At 70.6% G+C, this 20,824-nt stretch carries 18 protein-coding genes and 2 tRNA genes; 12 read left to right on the top strand and 8 right to left on the bottom strand.

The features are described 5' to 3' along the window. Nucleotides 1–82 precede the first annotated feature (82 nt). Genes ACFWRT_RS30085 through ACFWRT_RS30075 form a run of 3 tightly spaced genes read left to right on the top strand, consistent with a single transcriptional unit; the run spans nt 83 to nt 3,176 of the window. Nucleotides 83–1,711, top strand: coding sequence for a TerD family protein (locus tag ACFWRT_RS30085; RefSeq protein ID WP_380953596.1), 1,629 nt, complete (start codon nt 83–85; stop codon nt 1,709–1,711). 11 nt (nt 1,712–1,722) lie between these two features. After that, the gene (locus ACFWRT_RS30080) at nt 1,723–2,403 is read left to right on the top strand and encodes an AIM24 family protein (protein ID WP_018510096.1); all 681 of its coding nucleotides are present in this window, start codon (nt 1,723–1,725) and stop codon (nt 2,401–2,403) included. Between the two features lie 17 nt (nt 2,404–2,420). Then, the gene (locus ACFWRT_RS30075) at nt 2,421–3,176 is read left to right on the top strand and encodes an AIM24 family protein (RefSeq protein ID WP_380953597.1); all 756 of its coding nucleotides are present in this window, start codon (nt 2,421–2,423) and stop codon (nt 3,174–3,176) included. A gap of 66 nt (nt 3,177–3,242) precedes the next feature. On the opposite strand, the gene ACFWRT_RS30070 is transcribed toward ACFWRT_RS30075, so the two are convergent. Together ACFWRT_RS30070 and ACFWRT_RS30065 are read right to left on the bottom strand one after the other, a co-directional pair. Further along, nucleotides 3,243–3,785 carry an NUDIX hydrolase gene (locus ACFWRT_RS30070; RefSeq protein ID WP_380953598.1) on the bottom strand — a complete coding sequence of 181 codons (543 nt, stop codon included), beginning with the start codon at nt 3,783–3,785 and terminating at the stop codon, nt 3,243–3,245. Beyond that, nucleotides 3,782–5,233, bottom strand: coding sequence for a zinc-dependent metalloprotease (locus tag ACFWRT_RS30065; RefSeq protein WP_380953599.1), 1,452 nt, complete (start codon nt 5,231–5,233; stop codon nt 3,782–3,784). Before ACFWRT_RS30065 ends, ACFWRT_RS30070 begins: the two co-directional genes overlap by 4 nt. Before the next feature lie 190 nt (nt 5,234–5,423). On the opposite strand from ACFWRT_RS30065, the gene ACFWRT_RS30060 reads away from it, so the two are divergent. The 3 genes from ACFWRT_RS30060 (at nt 5,424) to ACFWRT_RS30050 (ending at nt 8,658) form a co-directional block, all read left to right on the top strand. Further along, nucleotides 5,424–6,581, top strand: a complete 1,158-nt coding sequence (locus tag ACFWRT_RS30060) for an SDR family oxidoreductase (RefSeq protein WP_109979467.1) — start codon at nt 5,424–5,426, stop codon at nt 6,579–6,581. A 110-nt stretch (nt 6,582–6,691) separates the two neighbouring features. Continuing rightward, on the top strand, nt 6,692–7,153 hold the full coding sequence (locus ACFWRT_RS30055) for a molybdenum cofactor biosynthesis protein MoaE (protein ID WP_327220458.1): 462 nt from the start codon (nt 6,692–6,694) through the stop codon (nt 7,151–7,153). A gap of 401 nt (nt 7,154–7,554) precedes the next feature. Then, nucleotides 7,555–8,658, top strand: a complete 1,104-nt coding sequence (locus tag ACFWRT_RS30050) for a YlbL family protein (protein ID WP_380953600.1) — start codon at nt 7,555–7,557, stop codon at nt 8,656–8,658. Between the two features lie 123 nt (nt 8,659–8,781). Here the strand turns inward: ACFWRT_RS30050 and ACFWRT_RS30045 are convergent, their stop codons facing one another. Then, nucleotides 8,782–9,342, bottom strand: coding sequence for a PPA1309 family protein (locus tag ACFWRT_RS30045; protein ID WP_234017725.1), 561 nt, complete (start codon nt 9,340–9,342; stop codon nt 8,782–8,784). 136 nt (nt 9,343–9,478) lie between these two features. Here ACFWRT_RS30045 and ACFWRT_RS30040 point away from each other — a divergent pair, with 136 nt between their 5' ends. The 4 genes from ACFWRT_RS30040 (at nt 9,479) to ACFWRT_RS30025 (ending at nt 15,115) form a co-directional block, all read left to right on the top strand. Next, entirely contained in the window at nt 9,479–12,463 is a 2,985-nt protein-coding gene (locus ACFWRT_RS30040; protein WP_380953628.1) for a UPF0182 family membrane protein, read from the top strand. 42 nt (nt 12,464–12,505) lie between these two features. Continuing rightward, nucleotides 12,506–12,579 (top strand) — tRNA-Met (locus ACFWRT_RS30035). A 209-nt stretch (nt 12,580–12,788) separates the two neighbouring features. Then, nucleotides 12,789–14,963, top strand: coding sequence for a tetratricopeptide repeat protein (locus ACFWRT_RS30030; protein ID WP_380953601.1), 2,175 nt, complete (start codon nt 12,789–12,791; stop codon nt 14,961–14,963). 78 nt (nt 14,964–15,041) lie between these two features. Continuing rightward, nucleotides 15,042–15,115: transfer RNA gene (locus ACFWRT_RS30025), tRNA-Met, on the top strand. Nucleotides 15,116–15,249: 134 nt separating this feature from the next. Here the strand turns inward: ACFWRT_RS30025 and ACFWRT_RS30020 are convergent. Continuing rightward, complete coding sequence (locus tag ACFWRT_RS30020) at nt 15,250–15,669, bottom strand: Fur family transcriptional regulator (protein ID WP_380953602.1); 420 nt, start codon at nt 15,667–15,669, stop codon at nt 15,250–15,252. 146 nt (nt 15,670–15,815) lie between these two features. Between ACFWRT_RS30020 and ACFWRT_RS30015 the strand changes: the two genes are divergently transcribed. Beyond that, nucleotides 15,816–17,285, top strand: coding sequence for a catalase (locus ACFWRT_RS30015; RefSeq protein WP_380953603.1), 1,470 nt, complete (start codon nt 15,816–15,818; stop codon nt 17,283–17,285). Nucleotides 17,286–17,356: 71 nt separating this feature from the next. Here the strand turns inward: ACFWRT_RS30015 and ACFWRT_RS30010 are convergent, their stop codons facing one another. Both ACFWRT_RS30010 and hisN read right to left on the bottom strand, forming a co-directional pair. After that, a complete protein-coding gene (locus ACFWRT_RS30010) occupies nt 17,357–17,764 on the bottom strand; it encodes a CBS domain-containing protein (protein WP_380953604.1) in 408 nt (135 codons plus the stop codon). A 177-nt stretch (nt 17,765–17,941) separates the two neighbouring features. Then, nucleotides 17,942–18,742 (bottom strand): histidinol-phosphatase, encoded by an 801-nt coding sequence (hisN, locus tag ACFWRT_RS30005; protein WP_380953605.1) that lies wholly within the window; start codon nt 18,740–18,742, stop codon nt 17,942–17,944. Nucleotides 18,743–18,872: 130 nt separating this feature from the next. Here hisN and ACFWRT_RS30000 point away from each other — a divergent pair, with 130 nt between their 5' ends. After that, entirely contained in the window at nt 18,873–19,466 is a 594-nt protein-coding gene (locus tag ACFWRT_RS30000; RefSeq protein WP_380953606.1) for a TetR/AcrR family transcriptional regulator, read from the top strand. Here the strand turns inward: ACFWRT_RS30000 and ACFWRT_RS29995 are convergent. Together ACFWRT_RS29995 and rsgA are read right to left on the bottom strand one after the other, a co-directional pair. Further along, the gene (locus ACFWRT_RS29995; protein WP_018510081.1) at nt 19,358–19,681 is read right to left on the bottom strand and encodes a DMT family transporter; all 324 of its coding nucleotides are present in this window, start codon (nt 19,679–19,681) and stop codon (nt 19,358–19,360) included. The two genes, ACFWRT_RS30000 and ACFWRT_RS29995, sit on opposite strands and share 109 nt — an antisense overlap. A 124-nt stretch (nt 19,682–19,805) precedes the next feature. Further along, nucleotides 19,806–20,822, bottom strand: coding sequence for a ribosome small subunit-dependent GTPase A (gene rsgA / locus ACFWRT_RS29990; protein WP_380953607.1), 1,017 nt, complete (start codon nt 20,820–20,822; stop codon nt 19,806–19,808). Nucleotides 20,823–20,824 lie beyond the last annotated feature (2 nt).

Raw genomic sequence — 20,824 nt, 5'->3', positions numbered from 1 at the left:
GTACCGGCTTGGCCGGATGTCGCGGTTTGCGGTTAGCCTGACGCGACGCATTCACCTTCGGGATGGGGGACGGTCGTTACGTATGGCCAGGGAATTCCAACGAGGCCACAAGGCCAAGATCAGTGATCTCACACCGGGGACAGATCTGTACGTAGGTGTGCAGATCGCCGCCCCTGGACTGACCTTCGACATCAGTTGCTTCGGCCTGGATGCCGACGAACAGCTCTCGGACGACCGGTATTTCATCTTCTTCAACCAGCCGAAATCGCCCGAGGAGTCGATTCAGCTCCTCGGCGCGCAGTCCGGCGACACCGAGTCCTTCCGCGTCACGCTCGACCGCATCCCGGCCGGCATCCACAAGCTCTCCTTCACCGCGACGCTCGACGGTGCCGGACAGATGTCGCAGGTCGGACCCGGGTACATCCGGATCGTCGCGGGCGGCGAGGAAGTGGTCAGATACGCCTTCACCGGGTCGGAGTTCACCACCGAGCGCGCGGTGATGCTCGGTGACTTCTACCTGAAGGACGTCTGGCGCTTCGCCGCCGTCGGCCAGGGCTTCGACGGCGGTCTCGACGCGCTCCTGAAGAACTTCGGCGGCGAGGTCGCCGAGGAGGAAGAGGCGCCGGCCGCCCCGCAGGCGGCCCCGGGCTTCGCCCCGCCGGCCCAGGCCACCGCGCCCCCGGCCTTCGGCGCCCCGCCCGCAGCGCCCGCCCCCCAGGCCTCGCAGCCCGCGCCGTCCTTCGGCGCCCCCGCCCCCGCACCGCAGCAGCCGATGCACGCCGCGCCCACGATCGCGGCGCCGCTCACCCCGCAGGCGCCCCCGGCCCCGGCCCCGTACGGCCAGCCCGGCCACCAGCCCCCGCAGCCACAGTTCGGCCAGATCCCGGGCCAGCACCCCGGCCAGGGCGCCCCGCCCACGCCGCCCTACGGCCAGCCCGCGTCCGCTCCTTACGGCCAGTCGGCCCCGGCACCGTACGGACAGCCCGCCCCCTTCGGTCAGCAGCCCCCCGGCGGACCGCAAGGCGTGCCCCAGGGCGCTCCGGCGGCCGGCGCCGGGCTCCACGCCGCCCTCCAGCTCTACAAGGAGACCCCCACCGGGCAGCGCTGGACCCCGCAGAACAAGCAGCTCATGCGGGTCGACCTGACCATGGGCGGGGCCGGCGTGCTGGCCCGCCAGGGCAGCATGGTCATGTACCAGGGCAAGGTCGACTTCGGCTACAAGAGCGCCGGCTTCGTCGGACGGGCCGTCGGCAACGCCACCGGCCAGGAGATGCAGCTGATGCGCTGTACCGGCCGCGGCCAGGTCTTCCTCGCCGAGGAGGGCTCGTACCTGCACCCCATCGAACTCCAGGGCGACGCGATCTGCGTCTCCGCCGAGAGCGTCCTCGCCTTCGACGAGTCCCTCCAGTACGAGGTCCGCCGCGTCGAGGGACACGGCATCCCCGGCGGCGCCCTGTTCACCATGCAGTTCCAGGGCACCGGCACCGTGATCGTCAAGACCCACGGCACCCCGGTCGTCCTGCCGGTCACCCCCACCACGTTCGCCGACTGCAACGCGGTGGTGGCCTGGTCGGCCGCCTCCCAGGTGATCGTCTCCAGCCAGGTCCGGCTGCGCCGCAACGCGTACCCGGGACACAGCGGCGAGACCGTGAACCTCCAGTTCCGGGGAGCGCCCGGCAACTTCATCGTCGTCCAGCCCTACGAGGTCTGAGGGAGCCCGTCATGAACCAGCAACTCGCGGGCTTCGCCCCGACCCCCGTCACGGCCCGGATGGAGAACCACGGCTCGGCCATGCTCAAGGTCGCCATGGCCTCCGGGCAGGACCTCTACGCGCGCACCGGCTCGATGGTGGCGTACGAGGGGTTCATCCAGTACGAGCCCAACCCGCCCGCCGCCCGGCAGATCGCCTCCCAGTGGATCACCGGTGAGGGCGCGCCCGTCATGAAGTGCTCCGGCGACGGACTGCTCTACCTCGCCGACTACGGCGCCGACGTGGTCGTCATCAACCTGAACAACGAGGCCATCTCGGTCAACGGCACCAACCTCCTGGCCTTCGACGCGCACCTCACCTGGGGTGTCGAGAAGGTCAAGGGGATGGCCAAGTTCGCCGGACAGGGCCTGTGGAACGTCGTCGTCCAGGGCACCGGCTGGGTCGCCATCACCTCCCGGGGCACGCCGATCGTCGTCGACTGTGGACGCGGTGACGACGAGACGTACGTCGACCCCGACGCCCTCGTCGCCTGGTCCACGAACCTCAAGGTGAAGGGCAAGCGCAGCTTCAAGGCCGGCGCGCTGATCGGCCGTGGCAGCGGGGAGGCGTATCAGATGGCCTTCTCCGGGGAGGGCATCGTCGTCGTCCAGCCGAGCGAGGACAGCACGGACCGCCTGCGGATCCGGAACTGAGGGGAGGGGAACACACCATGCAGAGTCCGCTTTTCAACTACACCGAGCAGCAGTCCCAGGACCGGTACACGATCCAGAACCCGCAGCTCCTGCGGGTGGCACTGACCGGGCAGGACGACATCCTGGCCCGTAAGGGCGCCATGGTCGCCTACCAGGGACTGATGGACTTCGACGGCGAGTACCAGTCGCAGGGCCAGCGGCGCGCCCGCGCGCGCACCGGTGAGGGTCTCGACCTGATGCGGGTCTCCGGGCAGGGCACGGTCTACTTCGCCAACCTCGCCCAGTACATCCACGTCGTGGACGTCGACCGCGAGGGGATGACCGTGGACAGCGCCTACGTCCTCGCGCTCGACTCCTCGCTGCACACCGAGGTCATCGCGGTGGACAGCCAGTACGGGATCTCCGGCAGCGGCAAGTACCAGCTCAACATCTCCGGCACCGGCAAGGTCGCCCTCATGACCTCCGGCCAGCCCCTGATGATGCAGGTCACGCCAGAGAAGTACGTCAACGTGGACGCCGACGCCATCGTGGCCTGGTCCAGCTCCCTGCGGGTGCAGATGCAGGCCCAGACGTACTCCAGCGGTGTCTTCCGGCGCCGCGGCAACACCGGCGAGGGCTGGGAGCTCAGCTTCCTCGGCCAGGGCTTCGCCCTGGTCCAGCCGAGCGAGGTCATGCCCCCGCAGAACGCCCAGATCGGCCAGGGCGCCCGCGCCCAGTTCGGCATGGGCCAGCAGGGCTCCCACGGCCAGAACCAGAACAACGCCTGGAACTGACCTCCACCCGCACCACGCAGTAAGGGGCGGCCTCCACAGAGGCCGCCCCTTACTGCTACTCATCCGCTACAGCCGCGCGCGGGTCGCTTCCAGCAGCCGTACGACGGAGGCGTCGGCCACCGACGCCACGTCCTCGTAGCCGAACCAGCGCAGCTCCAGGGACTCCTCGCTGATCCGCTCCGCCGCCCCGGCCGGGGCCAGCGCGGCGTACTGCACATCGAGGTGCCAGTTGCAGGGGGACGGGATGGGGTGCCGGTCCAGCCGGACCGGACCGCCCGGCAGCAGGGTGAGCCCCGTGATGCCGGACTCCTCCGTCGCCTCACGGAGCGCCGCCGCCTCCAGGCCGGCGTCCTGCTCCTCGCAGTGCCCGCCCATCTGGAGCCACATCCGCAGCTTGCGGTGCAGGGTGAGCAGCACCCTCTCCCGCTCCGGATCGATCACCAGGGCGCTGGCCGTCAGATGCCCGGCCCCGCACGCCTTCCACATGCCGTCGTGGTGGTGTGCCAGGTGGTCGAGGTAGACCTGCCGCAGCCCGGCCTGGTCACCGCCCGCCTCGTCCCCAGGGGCGTAACCCTTCAGTACGAGGGTGGCGTCGTCGCGCAGGGTCACCGGTCGCGGCCGTCCTTGCCGTCTTCCGTCGTGCCGCCCTCGCCCTTGTCCTCGTCGCTCTCCTTGGTCTCGGAGGGCTTCTGCGGGCCCTTCGCGGCCTCGCCGAGCATCTTGTCCAGCTCGGAGAAGTCGGCCTGCTCGTGGTGGACGAAGCCGTCCGGGTCGTCCAGGTCGTGCGCCGTCGGCAGCATGTCCGGGTGCGACCACAGGGCGTCGCGCCCCTCCAGGCCCCGGGCGTCGGTGAGCGAGGCCCACAGGCGCGAGGCGTCCCGCAGCCGGCGCGGGCGCAACTGGAGACCGATGAGCGTGGCGAAGGTCTGCTCGGCCGGGCCACCGGAGGCACGGCGCCTGCGCATCGTCTCGCGCAGGGCGTCCGACGAGGTCAGCCGGGACTTCGCGGCCTCGTGGACCACCGCGTCCACCCAGCCCTCGACGAGCGCCAGAGCGGTCTCCAGACGGGCCAGGGAGGCCTTCTGCTCCGGTGTGTCCTCGGGCTGGAACATGCCCTGCTGAAGGGCGTCCTGCAGCTGCTCGGGGTTCGAGGGGTCGAACTGGCCGACGACGTCCTCCAGCTTGCTGGTGTCGACCTTGATCCCGCGTGCGTACGCCTCGACGGCACCGAACAGGTGCGAGCGCAGCCACGGCACATGGGCGAAGAGCCGCTGGTGGGCGGCCTCGCGCAGGGCCAGGTACAGCCGTACCTCGTCCTGCGGGACGCTGAGGTCCTTGCCGAACCGCGCCACGTTCAGCGGGAGCAGCGCGGCCTTGCCCGCCGGGCCCAGCGGGAGCCCGATGTCCGTGGAACCGACCACCTCACCGGCGAGCGTGCCCACGGCCTGCCCGATCTGCTGGCCGAACATGGCGCCGCCCATCGACCGCATCATGCCGATCAGCGGGCCCGCCATGGCCTGCATCTCCTCGGGCAGCACATCGCCCATCGCCAGGCCCACCCGCTCGGCCACCGGGTCGACCAACTGCTGCCAGGCCGGCAGAGAGGCCTCGACCCACTCCGCACGGCTCCACGCCACGGTGGAGACCGAACCGGAGGGCAGCGACGTCACACCGTCCAGCCAGAGGTCGGCCAGCCGCAGCGCCTCGTCGACCGCCGTCCGCTCGGAGGGGCCGACGCTCGCGTCCTTGGTGCCGTCGGCCGTCCCCTGAGAGACGGTCTGGCGGGCGATCTGCTTGGCCATGTCCCAGTTCACGGGACCGCCCTCATAGCTCAGCATCTGGCCGAGCTGCTGGAAGGCCGCACCGAGATCGTTCGGATTCATGGAGCCGAACATTGCGGCGAACGGGTTGTCCCCGCCCGCCCCCGGCCCGAAACCGAACGGGTTTCCCGGCCCGCCCGCGCTCTGCCCACCTTCGGTGGGGTCCTTCTTCTTGCCCTCGTCGCCGTTCTCCGGCTCCTCCGGCGGAAGGCCGAATCCGAATGGGGTGTCACTCACGGGTTTCCTCGGCTCGTAGGGCCGCCGGCTCGAACCGACGGCGACTGCCCGACATCACCATCCAGCGTAGACACCACGCCCGCTTCGGGCCTCGGTGCTCCGCCGACTCCCGGCCTGCGGCAGGATGGACGCCACCTGGTACGTACGCGTCATTCGGGTACGTACTGAAGACAACCGCTGGAGACGCCCGGTGAGTTCCCCAGATCCACAGGTTCGCGCAGCGCGAAACCTGACCGACCCCTCGCCCGAGAGCACACCCGAGAAGAAACGCCCCAGGTCCCCCAGGAACCGGGGCCCCGTCGTCGCGGTCACCGGTGCCGCGACCGGCGTCGGTGAGCTGCTGACCGCCCGCCTCGCCGCATCCGACGAGATCAAGCAGGTCATCGCGATCGACGAACGCCGCGGAGAGGTCTCCGAGGCGACCTGGCACATCCTGGACGTACGCGATCCGGCCATCGCGGAGAAGCTGCGCGGCGCGGACGTCGTCGTCCACCTGGCGCTCGACCTCGATCTGGAGACCGACCCCGCCGCCCGTACCGCGTACAACGTACGGGGCACCCAGACCGTGCTCACCGCCGCGGCCGCCGCCGGGGTCCACCGGGTCGTGCTGTGCACCTCGGCCATGGTCTACGGGGCGCTCCCCGACAACGACGTGCCGCTCTCCGAGGATGCCGAACTGCGCGCCACCGCCGAGGCCACCGGCGTCGGCGACCTCCTGGAGATCGAACGGCTCGGCCGCCGCGCCCCCCGCGCCCATCCCGGGCTCAACGTCACGGTCGTACGCCCCACCGTCCTGGTCGGCGGCACGGACACCGCGCTGACCCGCTACTTCGAGTCACCGCGTCTCCTGGTTGTCGCCGGTTCCCGCCCCACCTGGCAGTTCTGCCATGTCGACGACCTGGTGACGGCCCTGGAGTACGCCGCCCTGGAGAAGATCGACGGGGAGTTCGCGGTCGGCTGCGACGGCTGGCTCGAACAGGAGGAGGTCGAGGAGCTCAGCGGCGTACGCCGGATGGAGCTGCCCTCCGCCGTCGCCCTGGGGGCGGCCGCCCGGCTGCACCGCATCGGGCTCACCCCGTCACCGGCCGGTGACCTGGCGTACACGATGCACCCCTGGGTGGTCAGCGTGAGCCGGCTGCACGACGTGGGATGGCGGCCGCAGTGGACCAATGAGGAAGTCCTGGGCGCGCTCCTGGAGGAGGTCGAGGGACGCCACACCGTCGCCGGACGCCGCCTCGGCCGCAAGGACGCCACCGCCGTCTCCGCCACCGCCGCCGGAGCCACCGTCGCCCTGCTCGGCACGGCCGCCCTGGTCCGCCGGGCCCGCAAGGCCCGCCGCCGCATCTGACCGTGTCCACCGGGTCCGGCGGGTGTCTGTAGGAGGCTCCAAGGCGGCCGTGCGTCCGCCGGTCGAACAGGCAATTCCGCGATGTCGGTGCCGTACGGCACGATGGGGGCATGGCACGTACCCAGGACCACCCCGGCGAGCAGGCGGCTTCGGACCCGATCCGGCTGCTGGCGATCCGGGAGAGCGCACTCTCCGTCGACGAGGTCTTCCGTGCCGTCGGGGACGACGCCGCGGGCGGCATCGCCCTCTTTGTCGGCACAGTGCGCAATCACGACGCCGGACAGGACGTCGGGGCGCTCGGCTACTCCTGCCATCCCTCGGCCGAGGACGAGCTGCGCCGAGTGGCGGAGAAGGTCGTCGCCGACTTCCCGGTCCGCGGCCTCGCCGCCGTCCACCGGGTGGGTGAACTGGAGGTGGGCGATCTGGCGGTGGTCGTCGCCGTCGCGTGTCCGCACCGCGCGGAGGCCTTCGCCGCCTGCCGCAAGCTCATCGACGACCTCAAGCACGAGGTTCCGATCTGGAAGCACCAGCGTTTCTCCGACGGCACGGAGGAGTGGGTCGGGGCCTGCTGAGCGCAAACCGGACCGGAGCGCATCAGCCCCGATTTGCGTAACCGCACCCCTGCCGTGAGCGTTGGTCTTCCGGATCGTTAATCTGCAGATCGATCATTCGATCGCTCACGTGGTAGGGAGGTCGTGATGGCGGCACTCGCTTGGCTGTTGATTCCACTTTTCGCTGCTGTCGGCGGTGCGATATGGGCTTCTTGGGCTGCTCGCAATCGCACGACCGGCGACGTCACCGAACTCGCCGGGTACGCCAGGTTCCGTGACGCGATGGAGAAATCGCACTCCGGTTCCGAGGCTCTCTGAGGCCGTCGAACGCCGCGTGACCACCTTTCCGCCGCGCTTGCGCCCATCCTCGGACGGACCGGCCCCGAGGGTGGACGGACAGGCCCTTCCCGTACTGTCGTTCCATGCCACGCCGCACCGCGACGATGCTCGCCTCCGCACTCATCCTCATCGTGCTGTTCTGCGCAGGCCTGCTGATCAAAGTCCCGTACTCGGAGATGTCTCCCGGACCGACGGTCAACACCCTGGGTGACGCGCGTGGCGAACCGGTCCTGCGGATCACCGGTCGCAAGACCTACCCGACCTCCGGGCACCTCAACATGACGACGGTCCGCGTCACCGGGGCGGACTACCGGATGAACCTGGGCCAGGCCGTCTGGGGCTGGCTGGCCCACGACAGCATCGTCGTACCGCACGACACGCTCTACCCGGACGGCAAGACCGAGGAGCAGTCCACCCAGGAGAACGCCGAGGAGTTCAGCCAGTCCCAGGAGAGCGCCAAGGTCGCCGCCCTGAAGGAGCTGGACATCCCGGTCGCCACCCAGGTCGTGGTCTCCACCGTCGTCAAGGGCACCCCTTCCGAGGGCAAGCTGCACGCGGGTGACGTGATCAAGGCCGTGGACGGCACCCCGGTCAAGGAGCCCGGTGACGTCGCCGAGCTCGTGACCAAGCACCAGCCCGGCGAGAACGTCACCTTCTCCATCGTCCCGGCGAAGGAGGCGGCCGCCGCCGAGAAGGCCGGCCGGGCCCCCGAGGGAAGCCGGAAGATCACCATCACCACCGAGAAGGCGCCCCCCGCGGAGGAGGGCGGCAAGGAGCGGGCCGTCGTCGGGATCAGGGCCGGGACCGACCATACGTTCCCGTTCGAGATCGACATCGAGCTCGCGGACGTCGGCGGCCCCAGCGCCGGGCTGATGTTCTCCCTGGGCATCATCGACAAGCTCACCCCGGGCAATCTGACCGGCGGGAAGTTCGTCGCGGGCACCGGAACCATCGACGACGCGGGCAAGGTCGGCCCGATCGGCGGGATCAACATGAAGCTCGTCGGGGCCCGCGAAGCGGGCGCCCGCTACTTCCTCACGCCCGACGACAACTGCTCGGCGGCCGCCTCGGACACCCCGGACGGGCTGACCCTGGTCCGGGTCAAGACCATCGACGACGCCAGGAGGTCGATGGAGCAGATCAGCGCCGGGAAGACCGACGCGCTGCCGAGCTGCTCGGCAGGCTGACAGCGCGTCGGGAGGCGGAGGGCGGGCCCGGTCAGGGCTCGGACGTCCGGCCGGTCAGGGCTCGGAGGCCCGGCCGGTCAGGGCTCGGACATCGGCCCGGTCAGGACTCGAAAGTCGGCCCGGTCAGGACTCGAACGTCGCCGCGAGGGCCTCGGCCAGCCCCGGCACCAGACCCGCACCGGTCAGCACCTCCGTGGGGGAGTCCTTCTCGCGCAGCCGCACGGCGGACTCACGCGCCCCGTCCCGCAGCACGGCCACCGTCATCCGCACCTCCTGCCGGTCGGGGTGCTTGGCGACCCACTGGGTGAGCTTCTTGTCGCTGAGCCCTTCCGGTACGGAGGCCTCGGCGGACGGCGGCAGCATCAGCCGCTCCACGGTCATGGCGCAGCCGGCCACGGAGTCGGGCCAGGCGATGGTGCCGAGGAAATCGTCCAGGGCGGTACCGGCGGGCAGCTCCTCCTGCTCGATCGGGGTGAGGGAAGCGGTCGTGGAGGCAGCGTCGTCCAGCCCGAGCTGAGCGGCGAGACCCGGCTCCTGGACCCGCAGCCGGGCGGTGTCGACCAGGGCGAACAGCCGGGCGGGCTGGTCCCAGCCGAGGGTGGAGGCATAGGCGTCGATTTCGAGGACGGCGACGGTGAGCGGGCTCGCTGCCATCGGGGGTCCTGCGGGGGAAACGTTGGGCATGGGCAATATCCTGCCTCCTTCGGCCCCGGTATCGGGAACTAGGTAAAGCTTCAGTAAGTTGCATAGGTGGGTTCTAGGACCGCTGGGCCCGCTCCACACGACCGCGAACTTCGAGGTGCGCACGTTGGCTTTCCAGATGCCGGACCGCGGCGGAGGCCCGACCGGGCCACGGATCAGTGTCGGCCGCCCGTCCCGGCGCGTCCGCACCCTGCTCATGACCTTGGGGGTCCTGGCGGTTCTCGCCATGGCCTTCGTCATGTTCGCCGGGTTCTGGACGGACTGGCTCTGGTATCGGTCGGTCGCGTATTCCTCCGTCTTCACCACCACCCTGTGGACCAAGATCGGACTGTTCCTCGTCTTCGGACTGCTGATGGCCCTGGCCATCGGCGTGAACATCTGGCTCGCGCACCGGCTCCGGCCGCCATTGAGCGCGATGTCGCTGGAGCAGCAGAGCCTGGACCGCTACCGGATGAGCGTCGCCCCCTTCAAGAAGTGGGTGCTGCTCGCCGTCACCGCGCTCGTCGGACTGATCGCCGGAGCATCCGCCTCCGGCCAGTGGCGCACCTGGCTGATGTACGTCAACGGGGTGCCGTTCGGCACGAAGGACCCCCAGTTCAAGCTGGACGTCGCCTTCTACGCCTTCGACCTGCCGTGGTACCGCTTCCTGCTGGGCTTCGGCTTCGCGGCGACCGTGCTCTCGCTGATCGCCGCCGCCCTGACGCACTACCTGTACGGCGGGCTGCGCATCACCAGCCCCGGCGCCCGCGCCACCGCCGCGGCCACCGGCCATCTCTCGGTGCTGCTCGGCATCTTCGTCTCCCTGAAGGCCGTGGCCTACTGGCTCGACCGGTACGGTCTCGCGGTGAAGTCCAGTGACTTCAAGGCCGCGGACAACTGGACCGGACTGCGGTTCGTCGACGCGAACGCCTATCTCCCGGCGAAGACCATCCTGTTCTTCATCGCGGCGATCTGTGCCGTGCTGTTCTTCGCGACGCTGTGGCGCCGCACCTGGCAGCTGCCGGTCATCGGCTTCGGCCTGATGGTGCTCTCGGCGATCCTGATCGGCGGGCTCTATCCGGCGATCGTGCAGAAGTTCCAGGTCCAGCCGAACGAGCAGGCCAAGGAAGCGCCGTTCATCCAGAAGAACATCGACGCGACCCGCGATGCGTACGACATCGACGACGCGGTGATGGAGGACTACTCGGGCCAGGCCACCACGGGTGACGACACCAAGCTGAGGGCCGCCGCCAACACGGCCGCCAGCTACCGGGTGATGGATCCCAACGTCGTCTCCCCGGCCTTCCAGCAGCTCCAGCAGCGCAGGAACTACTACCAGTTCCCCAAGACGCTGGACGTCGACCGCTACAAGGGCGAGGACGGCAAGGAGCAGGACACCGTCATCGGTCTGCGTGAGCTGAACATCCAGGGCCTGCCCAAGCGGAACTGGATCAACGACCACTTCACGTACACCCACGGCTACGGCGCCATCGCGGCCCGCGGCACCACCACCGGCACCAACCCGACGGGGTCCCCGGACTTCACCGAATCGGGTCTGCCGTCCACCGGTGAGTTCGGGAAGTACGAGCAGCGGATCTACTACGGCGAGAAGACCGAGCAGTACTCCATCGTCGGCGGGCCCCAGAAGGAGCTCGACTACGAGGAGGACGGCGAGAAGACCACCAGCTACGAGGGCGACAGCGGGGTCAGCCTCTCCAACACCTTCAACCGCGCCGCGTACGCGGTCTCGTTCAGCGAGCCGCAGATCATGTACTCGGGAGCCATCGGTGACGGCTCGCGGATCCTGTACAACCGCACGCCCAAGGAGCGCGTCGAGGCGGTCGCCCCGTGGCTGACCATTGACGGCGACGCCTACCCGGCGGTCGTCGACGGCCGGATCCAGTGGATCGTCGACGCCTACACCACGACGAACGGCTACCCGTACGCTTCGCGGACGACGCTCGGCGACACCACGGCCGACTCGCTGACCACCAACCAGCGCGCGGTCGTCGCCCAGCAGAACCAGGTCAACTACATCCGCAACTCCGTGAAGGCCACCGTCGACGCGTACGACGGCAAGGTCAAGCTCTACGAGTGGGACACCAAGGACCCGGTCCTCAAGACCTGGCGCAAGGCGTTCCCGGGCACGGTGGAGGACCGCTCGAAGATCCCGCAGACGCTCATGGACCACCTGCGCTACCCGCAGGACCTCTTCAAGGTCCAGCGCGAGCTGCTCACCCGCTACCACGTCGAGGACCCCGCGCAGTTCTACAGCGGTTCCGACGCGTGGCAGGTGCCGGACGACCCGACCAACAAGGAGCCGGGTTCCGTCCCGCCGTACTACCTGTCCATGAAGATGCCGGGCCAGGACCAGCAGGCGTTCTCGCTGACCACCACGTTCACCCCGAGGGGGCGCCCGAACCTCGGCGCCTTCATGGCGGTGAACGCGGACGCGTCCAGCAAGGAATACGGCACGATGAGACTGCTCCGGGTCACCTCCACGGTGAAGGGCCCGGGCCAGGTACAGAGTGAGCTCAACGGCAACGAGGACGTCGCCACGTTCGTGCGGGACCTCAGGGGCTCGGACTCCGACATCGAGTACGGCAACCTCCTGACGGTGCCGCTCGAAGGCGGCTTCCTCTACATCGAGCCCGTCTACACCCGCGGTGGTACGCAGAACTACCCGCTGCTGCGCAAGGTGGCCGCCTCCTACGGTTCGAAGATCGTCTTCGAGGACAGCCTGGGAGACGCGCTCAACGCGGTCTTCGGGGTCGACGGCGACGCCGAGACCACACCGCCCGACCCCAGTGAGCCGCCGGGCGACACCACCGAGCCGCCGGCCACCGGAAGCGACGCGCTCAAGAAGGCCATCGCGGACGCCCAGAAGGCGTACGAGGACGGTGAGGCGGCGCTGAAGGAGCAGGACTGGCCCGCCTACGGCAAGGCCCAGGACGCGCTCCAGGAGGCTCTGGAGCGGGCGGCCAAGGCGCAGCCCACGGGCGGTGCCGAGGGCGACAAGGCCGATGCTCCGGAGAAGGACGACGGAGCCGACCCGGCCAAGAAGCCCGACGAGAAGCCCGATGAGGGCGGCGGGGCCGAGCAGGCCGGCGACCAGGGCACCTGAGAAAGCACCACCCCGCGTCGTGGTACGGTTTGAACACAACGACGCGGGGTGGAGCAGCTCGGTAGCTCGCTGGGCTCATAACCCAGAGGTCGCAGGTTCAAATCCTGTCCCCGCTACTGAAGACGAAGGCCCGGATCCTATGGATCCGGGCCTTCGTCATGTTCTCGTGTCTTTCTTGTTCCGTGGGCGTGAAGTGCGGTTCGCTGGGCACCAGTTGGGTTCCGACGTGTTTGACTTGTCTCTCTGTGGGCATGTCGACAAAACGCTGAAGTGACCTCACTGGCCGCGATATACCAGGTGTACGCGGGTTACAGGTGGTGCGACGATGGTATTTATGGGGGACAGGGCAACTCTGTTGGAGACAGGGCGGTTTGTGCAGCGGCGCGGCCAGAAGGCGGACAAGGTGGCAGATGCGGCCTTCGCTGCCGTCATCGCCGGGGCTGCCGGAGCGAGCGCGAGCACACCCGGACCACGGGACGCCACCACCGCCGGTGAGGTGGGAAACGTGGACGCGGACGCCGTACATGCCGCCGACGTCACGGGCGCCACGGGCGTGACCACGCCGGGCGCCGGCACCACGGACGCCGACGCGGGAACCACGGACGCCGTCGACGCGGCGGACAGCGCCGAGAGTGAGGCGCGCCACCGCCGGGCCGCCGAGGCCGGGGACACCGCGTCCATGAGCGTGCTGGGCGCGCTGCTGCTGCGCCGGGGCGAGCTGGACGGCGCCGAGACCTACCTCCGCGCCGCCACCGCCGACGGCGACCGGGCCGCCGCCAACAACCTGGGCGTCCTGCTCCACCAGCGGGGCTACCCGGACGAGGCCGCCGGCTGGTGGCGCATCGCCGCGGTGGCCGGTTCCGCCGCCGCCGCGCATGCGCTGGGCCGCCACTTCCGCGAGCGCGGCGACGAGCCCGGCGCGGAGTACTGGCTGCGCCAGTCCGCCGAGCAGGGCCACGCGCTGGGCGCCTACGCGCTGGCCGACCTCCTGGAGCACCGCGGCGACATCGGCGCCGAGCGCTGGCTGCGCGCCGCCGCCGGGCAGGGCCACCGGGAGGCCGCCTACCGGCTGGCCCGCACCCTGGAGCGGAACGCGGTCGAGGACCCGCACGAGGCCTTCGGCCTGGGCCGGGGCGCCGGCCGGAGCGGTCTGGGCCTCCCTGCCGACCCGGCCGTCCCCGACGCCCTGACGAAGGGCGAGCAGGGCGCGAAGACCGATGTGAAGAGCGACGCGAAGGGCGCGAAGAGCGGAGCCGTCGGGGACAGCCCCGTGGCCGGTCCCGCCGCGGGCCGGGTCGGCGAGGCCGAGCAGTGGTACCGCCGTGCCGCCGCGAGGGGGCACCGCCGTGCCGCCCTGCACCTCGGCGCGATCCTGGAGCAGCGCGGCGAGCTCAAGGAGGCGGGCCGCTGGTACCTCACCGCAGCCAAGGACGGCGAGGCCCGCGCCGCCTGCGCGCTGGGCTTCCTGCTGCGCGACGCGGGCGACGAGGAGAGCGCCGCCGTGTGGTGGCTGCGCGCCGCCCAGGACGGCGACGGCAACGCGGCCAACGCGCTGGGCGCCCTGCACGCGGCGCGCGGCGAGCAGCAGACCGCCGAGCGCTGGTACCGGGCCGCCATGGACGCCGGTGACGTCAACGGCGCGTACAACCTCGGGCTGCTCTGCGCCGCCCAGGACCGTACGCCCCAGGCTGAGCAGTGGTACCGCCGCGCCGCCTACGCCGGACACCGCGAGGCCGCCAACGCGCTCGCCGTGCTGCTCCTCCAGGCCGGCGACCACACCGGCGCCGAGCCCTGGTTCTCCAAGGCGGCCGAGGCGGGCAGCGTGGACGCCGCCTTCAACCTCGGCATCCTGCACGCCGGGCGCGACGAGGACCGTACGGCGCTGGGCTGGTACGAGCGGGCCGCGGCGGCCGGGCACACCGACGCCGCCCTCCAGGTCGCCATGGCCCTGCTCCGCGACGGTGAGGACCAGGAGGCCGAGCGCCATCTGCGCTGCGCCGCGGGCGGCGGCAGCGCCGAGGCGGCGTTCCGGCTGGCCGGGGTGCTCGACGCGCGCCAGCCGCCGCCTGGCCCGCCCGCGCTGGGCGAGCCGATGCCGGAGAAGACCGAGTGCGAGGAGTGGTACGAGCGGGCCGCCCAGCAGGGCCACCGCCGCGCCCAGGTCCGGGTCGGCATGCTCGCCGCCGCGCGCGGGGACGTGGAGAGCGCCGCCCACTGGTACCGGGAGGCCGCCGAGGCGGGCAGCCGCAACGGCGCCTTCAACCTGGGGCTGCTCCTGGCCCGTGAGGGCAGCGAGCGCGAGGCCGCCCTGTGGTGGAGCCGCGCCGCCAACGCCGGTCACGGCCGGGCCGCGCTGCGCCTGGCCCTGCTCGCCGCACGCCGGGGCGAGCTCACCGAGGGCCAGCGCTGGTGTGCGCGGGCCGTGGAGCTGGGCCCGGCCGAGGTGGCCGAGCGGGCGGCCCGGCTGCGTGACGCGCTGCACCAGGAGCTGACCGCGTAACGCCGGAACGGCCGCCCGGGGGCCGGTGTGAAGGAATTTGCGCCGTCCAACCCGTTGACGTAATGTTGCATTCACCGACGCGGGGTGGAGCAGCTCGGTAGCTCGCTGGGCTCATAACCCAGAGGTCGCAGGTTCAAATCCTGTCCCCGCTACTGAGGAACGAAGGCCCGGATCTCGAGAAGAGATCCGGGCCTTCGTCATGTCCGGGAACCCGGGAAAATGTCCGGGAACCCGGGAAACGAAAAAGCCGGGCCCGCCCCACGAGGGAGACGGGCCCGGCACGGGCTCACGCAGACGCGGCGCAGTTCGGACAGAGCCCCCGATACGTCACCTCGACGCCGGAGACCGTGAAGCCGTAGCGCTCCTCCGCCGGCAGGTCCGCCAGCGGGTTGCCCGCCGGGTGCACATCCCTGATGGCGCCGCACCGGCCGCAGATCAGGTGGTGGTGCGGGCGGTGCGCGTTCGGGTCGTACCGCTTCGCGCGGCGGTCGGTGGAGACCTCCAGCACCTCGCCGAGGGACACCATCTCGCCGAGGGTGTTGTAGACGGTGGCGCGTGAGATCTCGGGCAGCCTGTCGACGGCCCTCGCGTGGACCTCGTCAGCAGTCAGATGCACGTGGTCCCCGTCGAGGACCTCGGCCACGACACGCCGCTGCGCCGTCATGCGCCAGCCGCGTCCACGGAGTCGTTCCAGCAGGTCGCTCATGGGGCCCAGCCTAACAGTGGAGGGAACGAGTCCCGATCGGGTGTGACTTTGGATGGTCACTTGACTTAGACATTGTCCATTGTAGGATCGGCAACGGCATTGGCCAAGGGACAGGGCTGTACAGAAAACAGAAGGCTGTGCAGGACATGACGCAGGAGGCGCACGTGACGCAGGGACCGCTCACCACGGAGGCCGGGGCTCCGGTCGCGGACAACCAGAACAGCGAGACCGCGGGCGTCGGCGGTCCGGTTCTCGTCCAGGACCAGGCGCTGCTGGAGAAGCTCGCCCACTTCAACCGGGAGCGCATTCCCGAGCGCGTCGTGCACGCCCGCGGCGCCGGCGCGTACGGCACCTTCACCGTCACCCGCGACGTGTCGCAGTGGACCCGGGCGAAGTTCCTCTCCGAGGTCGGCAAGCAGACCGAGACGTTCCTGCGCTTCTCCACCGTCGCCGGCAACCTCGGCTCCGCCGACGCCGCGCGCGACCCGCGCGGTTTCGCGCTGAAGTTCTACACCGAGGAGGGCAACTACGACCTCGTCGGCAACAACACCCCGGTGTTCTTCATCAAGGACGCCATCAAGTTCCCCGACTTCATCCACACCCAGAAGCGCGACCCGTACACCGGCTCGCAGGAGGCGGACAACGTCTGGGACTTCTGGGGGCTCTCGCCCGAGTCGACGCACCAGGTGACCTGGCTCTTCGGCGACCGGGGCATCCCGGCCACGCTGCGCCACATGAACGGGTACGGCTCGCACACCTTCCAGTGGAACAACGAGGCCGGCGAGGTCTTCTGGGTCAAGTACCACTTCAAGACCGACCAGGGGATCAAGAACCTCACCACCGAGGAGGCCGTCCGCCTCTCCGGTGTCGACCCGGACTCGCACCAGCGCGACCTGCGCGAGTCGATCGAGCGCGGTGACTTCCCGTCCTGGACGGTGCAGGTCCAGATCATGCCGGCGGCGGACGCGGCGGCGTACCGCTTCAACCCGTTCGACCTCACCAAGGTGTGGCCGCACGCGGACTACCCGCCGATCGAGATCGGCACGCTGGAGCTCAACCGCAACCCGGAGAACATCTTCGCCGAGGTCGAGCAGTCGATCTTCAGCCCCGCGCACTTCGTGCCGGGCATCGGCCCGTCCCCGGACAAGATGCTCCAGGGCCGTCTCTTCGCGTACGGCGACGCCCACCGCTACCGCGTCGGCATCAACGCCGACCACCTGCCGGTGAACCGCCCGCACGCCACCGAGGCGCGCACCAACAGCCGGGACGGCTACCTCTACGACGGCCGCCACAAGGGCACCAAGAACTACGAGCCGAACAGCTTCGGCGGCCCCGTCCAGACCGACCGCCCGCTCTGGCAGCCCGTGCCGGTCAGCGGTACCACCGGCAACACCGAGGCTCCCGCCCATGCCGAGGACGACGACTTCGTGCAGGCCGGCACCCTCTACCGGCTGATGTCGGAGGACGAGAAGGGCCGGCTGATCGACAACCTCGCCGGGTTCATCTCCCAGGTCTCGCGCGACGAGATCGCCGGGCGCGCGATCGACAACTTCCGCCAGGCGGACGGTGACTTCGGCAAGCGGCTGGAAGCCGCGGTCCAGGCCCTTCGCGGCTGACCGGACGCTTGCCGTCGACGGTGGGCCGGCTTCCCTCGCGGGGATCCGGCCCATCGGGCGTTGCTGGAGGATTAGACCGACCCTGCGGCCGCCACCGTACGGCGACGGGCCGGCGCCCAGCAGCGGATGATGTCGCGCACCGACACGATGCCCACCGGCCCGTTGTCGTCCAGCACGATCAGATGCCGGAACCCGCCGTGCGTCATGGCTTCCGCGGCCTCCTCCAGGGTCCAGGCCGGGGCGGCGAACACCACGTCGGTGGTGGTGTGGGCGGACGCGGTCTCCCGATCGGGGTTCTGGCCCGATCCGATCGCGTTGAGGATGTCGCGCTCGGTGATGATCCCGAGCCCGCAGGTGTCCGGGTCGTGGACGACGGCCGCCCCGATACGGCGGGCCGACATCAGCCGGGCCGCCTGGCGGAGCGTGTGGGTGGGGCCGATGGTGAGGATCACCGTGCTCATGGCGTCACGGACGAGCATGAAACGAGCCACCTCCTCGGTGCGCCGACTCTGTGAGTCGATTCACAAGTTCACAAGTGGGGGGACTCTCAGAGTTGCACCCTTGGAGCGGGCCGACAAGGGGTGGACCGGGCGCACACCGGGGGAGTGCGCGATCACGCGCCGCACTCCCCGGGACGACAGCGACCGGCAGCGGTCTCAGTAGCGCTGGTTGAGGTAGCCCAGCAGCTCGTCGTGGAGCAGGCCGTTCGACGCGGCCCCGTTGGCGCCGCCGGGCCCGTCGGTCCCCTCCAGGTCGGTGAACCGGCCGCCCGCCTCCTGGACGATGATCGCGTTCGCCGCCATGTCCCAGAGCGAGAGCTCCGGCTCCGCGCAGATGTCCACGGAACCCTCGGCGACCATCATGTACGGCCAGAAGTCCCCGTACCCCCGTGTCCGCCAGCAGGCCCGGGTCAGGTCGAGGAAGCCGTCCAGGCGGCCCTGCTCCTCCCAGCCGCTCAGCGAGGAGAACGCGAACGAGGAGTCCGCGATCGTGTCCACCTTCGACACCTGCAGCCGGGTCGCGGAGGTGAGGCTGCGCCCGGAGTACGCGCCGGCGCCCTTCGCCGCCCACCAGCGCCGGTTCAGCGCCGGAGCGGAGACCACACCCACCACCGGCTGGAACCCGTTCTCCCCGGCCTCCATCAGCGAGATCAGCGTCGCCCACACCGGAACGCCGCGGACGTAGTTCTTGGTGCCGTCGATCGGGTCGATCACCCAGCGTCGCGGCCCGGTGCCCTCGACCCCGTACTCCTCGCCCAGAATCGCGTCGCGCGGGCGGGCCCGATGCAGATGGCCGCGGATCAGTTCCTCGGCGGCCTTGTCGGCCTCGCTCACCGGCGTCATGTCCGGCTTGGTCTCCACCTTCAGGTCGAGAGCCTTGAACCGGTCCATGGTCGCCGCGTCGGCGGCGTCCGCCAGGACATGGGCGAGGCGCAGATCATCGTGATAGTCGGACATGCCGTCACAGTATCCAGCGGTACGGGGCCGGGGCCACCGGCCCCGTACGCGCGGACCCTTGACAGTCGCTGTCGGCGCCTCAACTCTGAACCGCGGGCCCCCGGCACGGCCCCGGGCGTGGGAGGCGGCGATGCCGACAGCGCGAGAAGCCCTGCTGGACGCCGCCCTCAGGGCGCTCGCGGACCGGCCCTGGCGCACGGTGCGGATGGTCGACGTCGCCGCGCTGGCCGGTGTCTCCCGGCAGACCCTCTACAACGAGTTCGGCACCAAGGGCGGCCTGGCCACCGCCCTGATACGCCAGGCCGCCGACGGCTATCTGACCGGCGTGGACCGCGCACTGACGGCTCCCGCGCCGGAGCGTCCGGCCGCCGTGGCGCGCTGGACCGTTCGGGCCGCCGACGCGGATCCGCTGGTCAAGGGGCTGCTCACCGGGCTCTGGAGCGAGGGGCTGCCCGAGCCGGACCGCGATGTGCCGGGCCCGGCGGAGCTGTTCGGGCTGGCCAGGGACCGGATGGCGGCCGCGTCGCACCCGAGGTCACCGGTGCGCTGCGAGAGGGCCCTGCGGCTGGCGCTCTCGTACGTGATCGTGCCGTGCCCGCCCGGTGGTGCCGGGACTCAGTGGGCGGAGCCGGACAGTTGGAGCCCGATCACTCCGATGATCACCAGCGAGATCGACACCAGCTTCAGCGTCGAGACGACGTCACCGAGGAAGACCATGCCGTAGATCGCCGTCCCCGCCGCGCCGATGCCGGTCCACACCGCGTACGCCGGTCCGACGTCCAGCTTCTTCAGGGCCATCGTCAGCAGGCCGAAGCTGCTCAGGGCGAACGCGGCGAACGCGATGGTCGGCCAGATCCGGGTGAAGCCGTGCGAGAGCTTCAGACAGACGGCGAAACCGGTCTCCAGCAGCCCGGCGACCACGACCAGCAGCCATGCCATCGTCCGTTGCCTCCTGCGTAGGTGACGGGTCGGACCGATCGGTCCGGCACGGTGCGATTATGCCTTTACCGATCGTTCAATCCGTCGAACATGCCCGGGGCGCACGGTCCGAATGCGCTCCGGCTCAGTCGCCCTCGCGCCGTTCGCGGGTCGAGAGCAGCCGGCGCAGCGAGTCGAGCCGTGCCGGGTCCGCGTGTCCCTCCGCCACCCAGGCGTCCAGCGCGCACTCCGGCTGGTTCTCGTCGTGGGTGCAGCCGCGCGGGCAGTTCTCCGTGCCCGGCTCCAGGTCGGGGAAGGCGTGGATGACGCGCGACGGATCGACGTGGTGCAGCCCGAACGACCGTACGCCGGGGGTGTCGACGACCCAGCCGCGGCCGTCGGGCAGCGGCAGGGCGAGCGCGGAGGTGGTGGTGTGCCGGCCGCGGCCGGTGACCGCGTTGACGATGCCGGTGGTCCGCCGCCGGTCCTTCGGGACGAGCGCGTTGACCAGCGTCGTCTTGCCGACCCCGGAGTGCCCGACGAACGCGGTGATCCTGCCGTCGAGCTGCTCGCGCACCCGCTCCGCCGCGCCGCCGTTCTCCAGCTCCTCGCGGCTGGTCACGATGTACGGGACGCCGAGCGGGGTGTACGCCTCCAGCAGCTTGTCCGGCGACGCCAGGTCGGACTTGGTCAGCACCAGCAGCGGGGTGAGGCCGCCGTCGTACGCCGCGACCAGACAGCGGTCGATCATGCGCGGGCGCGGCTCCGGGTCGGCCAGCGCGGTGACGATCGCGAGCTGGTCGGCGTTGGCGACGACCACCCGCTCGTACGGATCGTCGTCGTCGGCCGTGCGGCGCAGCACCGTACGGCGTGAGGCGATGCGCACGATCCGGGCCAGGGTGTCCTTCTCGCCGGACAGGTCCCCGACGATGGAGACGGTGTCGCCGACCACGGCGGCCTTGCGCCCCAGCTCGCGGGCCTTCATCGCCACCACGGTCCGGCCGTCGACGAGGCAGGTGAGCCGGCCCCGGTCGACGGTGAGGACCATGCCGTCCTCGGCGTCCTCGTGCTTGGGCCGGATGTGCGTACGCGGCCGGTTGCCCTTGCGGTTGGGGCGGACGCGGATGTCGTCCTCGTCGGGGTTCTTCCCGTAGCGGCGCATGA

The organism is Streptomyces cyaneofuscatus (assembly GCF_042718795.1).
Taxonomy (GTDB): domain Bacteria; phylum Actinomycetota; class Actinomycetes; order Streptomycetales; family Streptomycetaceae; genus Streptomyces; species Streptomyces cyaneofuscatus_A.
Note: the sequence above shows the minus strand (reverse complement) of the source record. Positions and strands in the feature narration are given on the sequence as shown.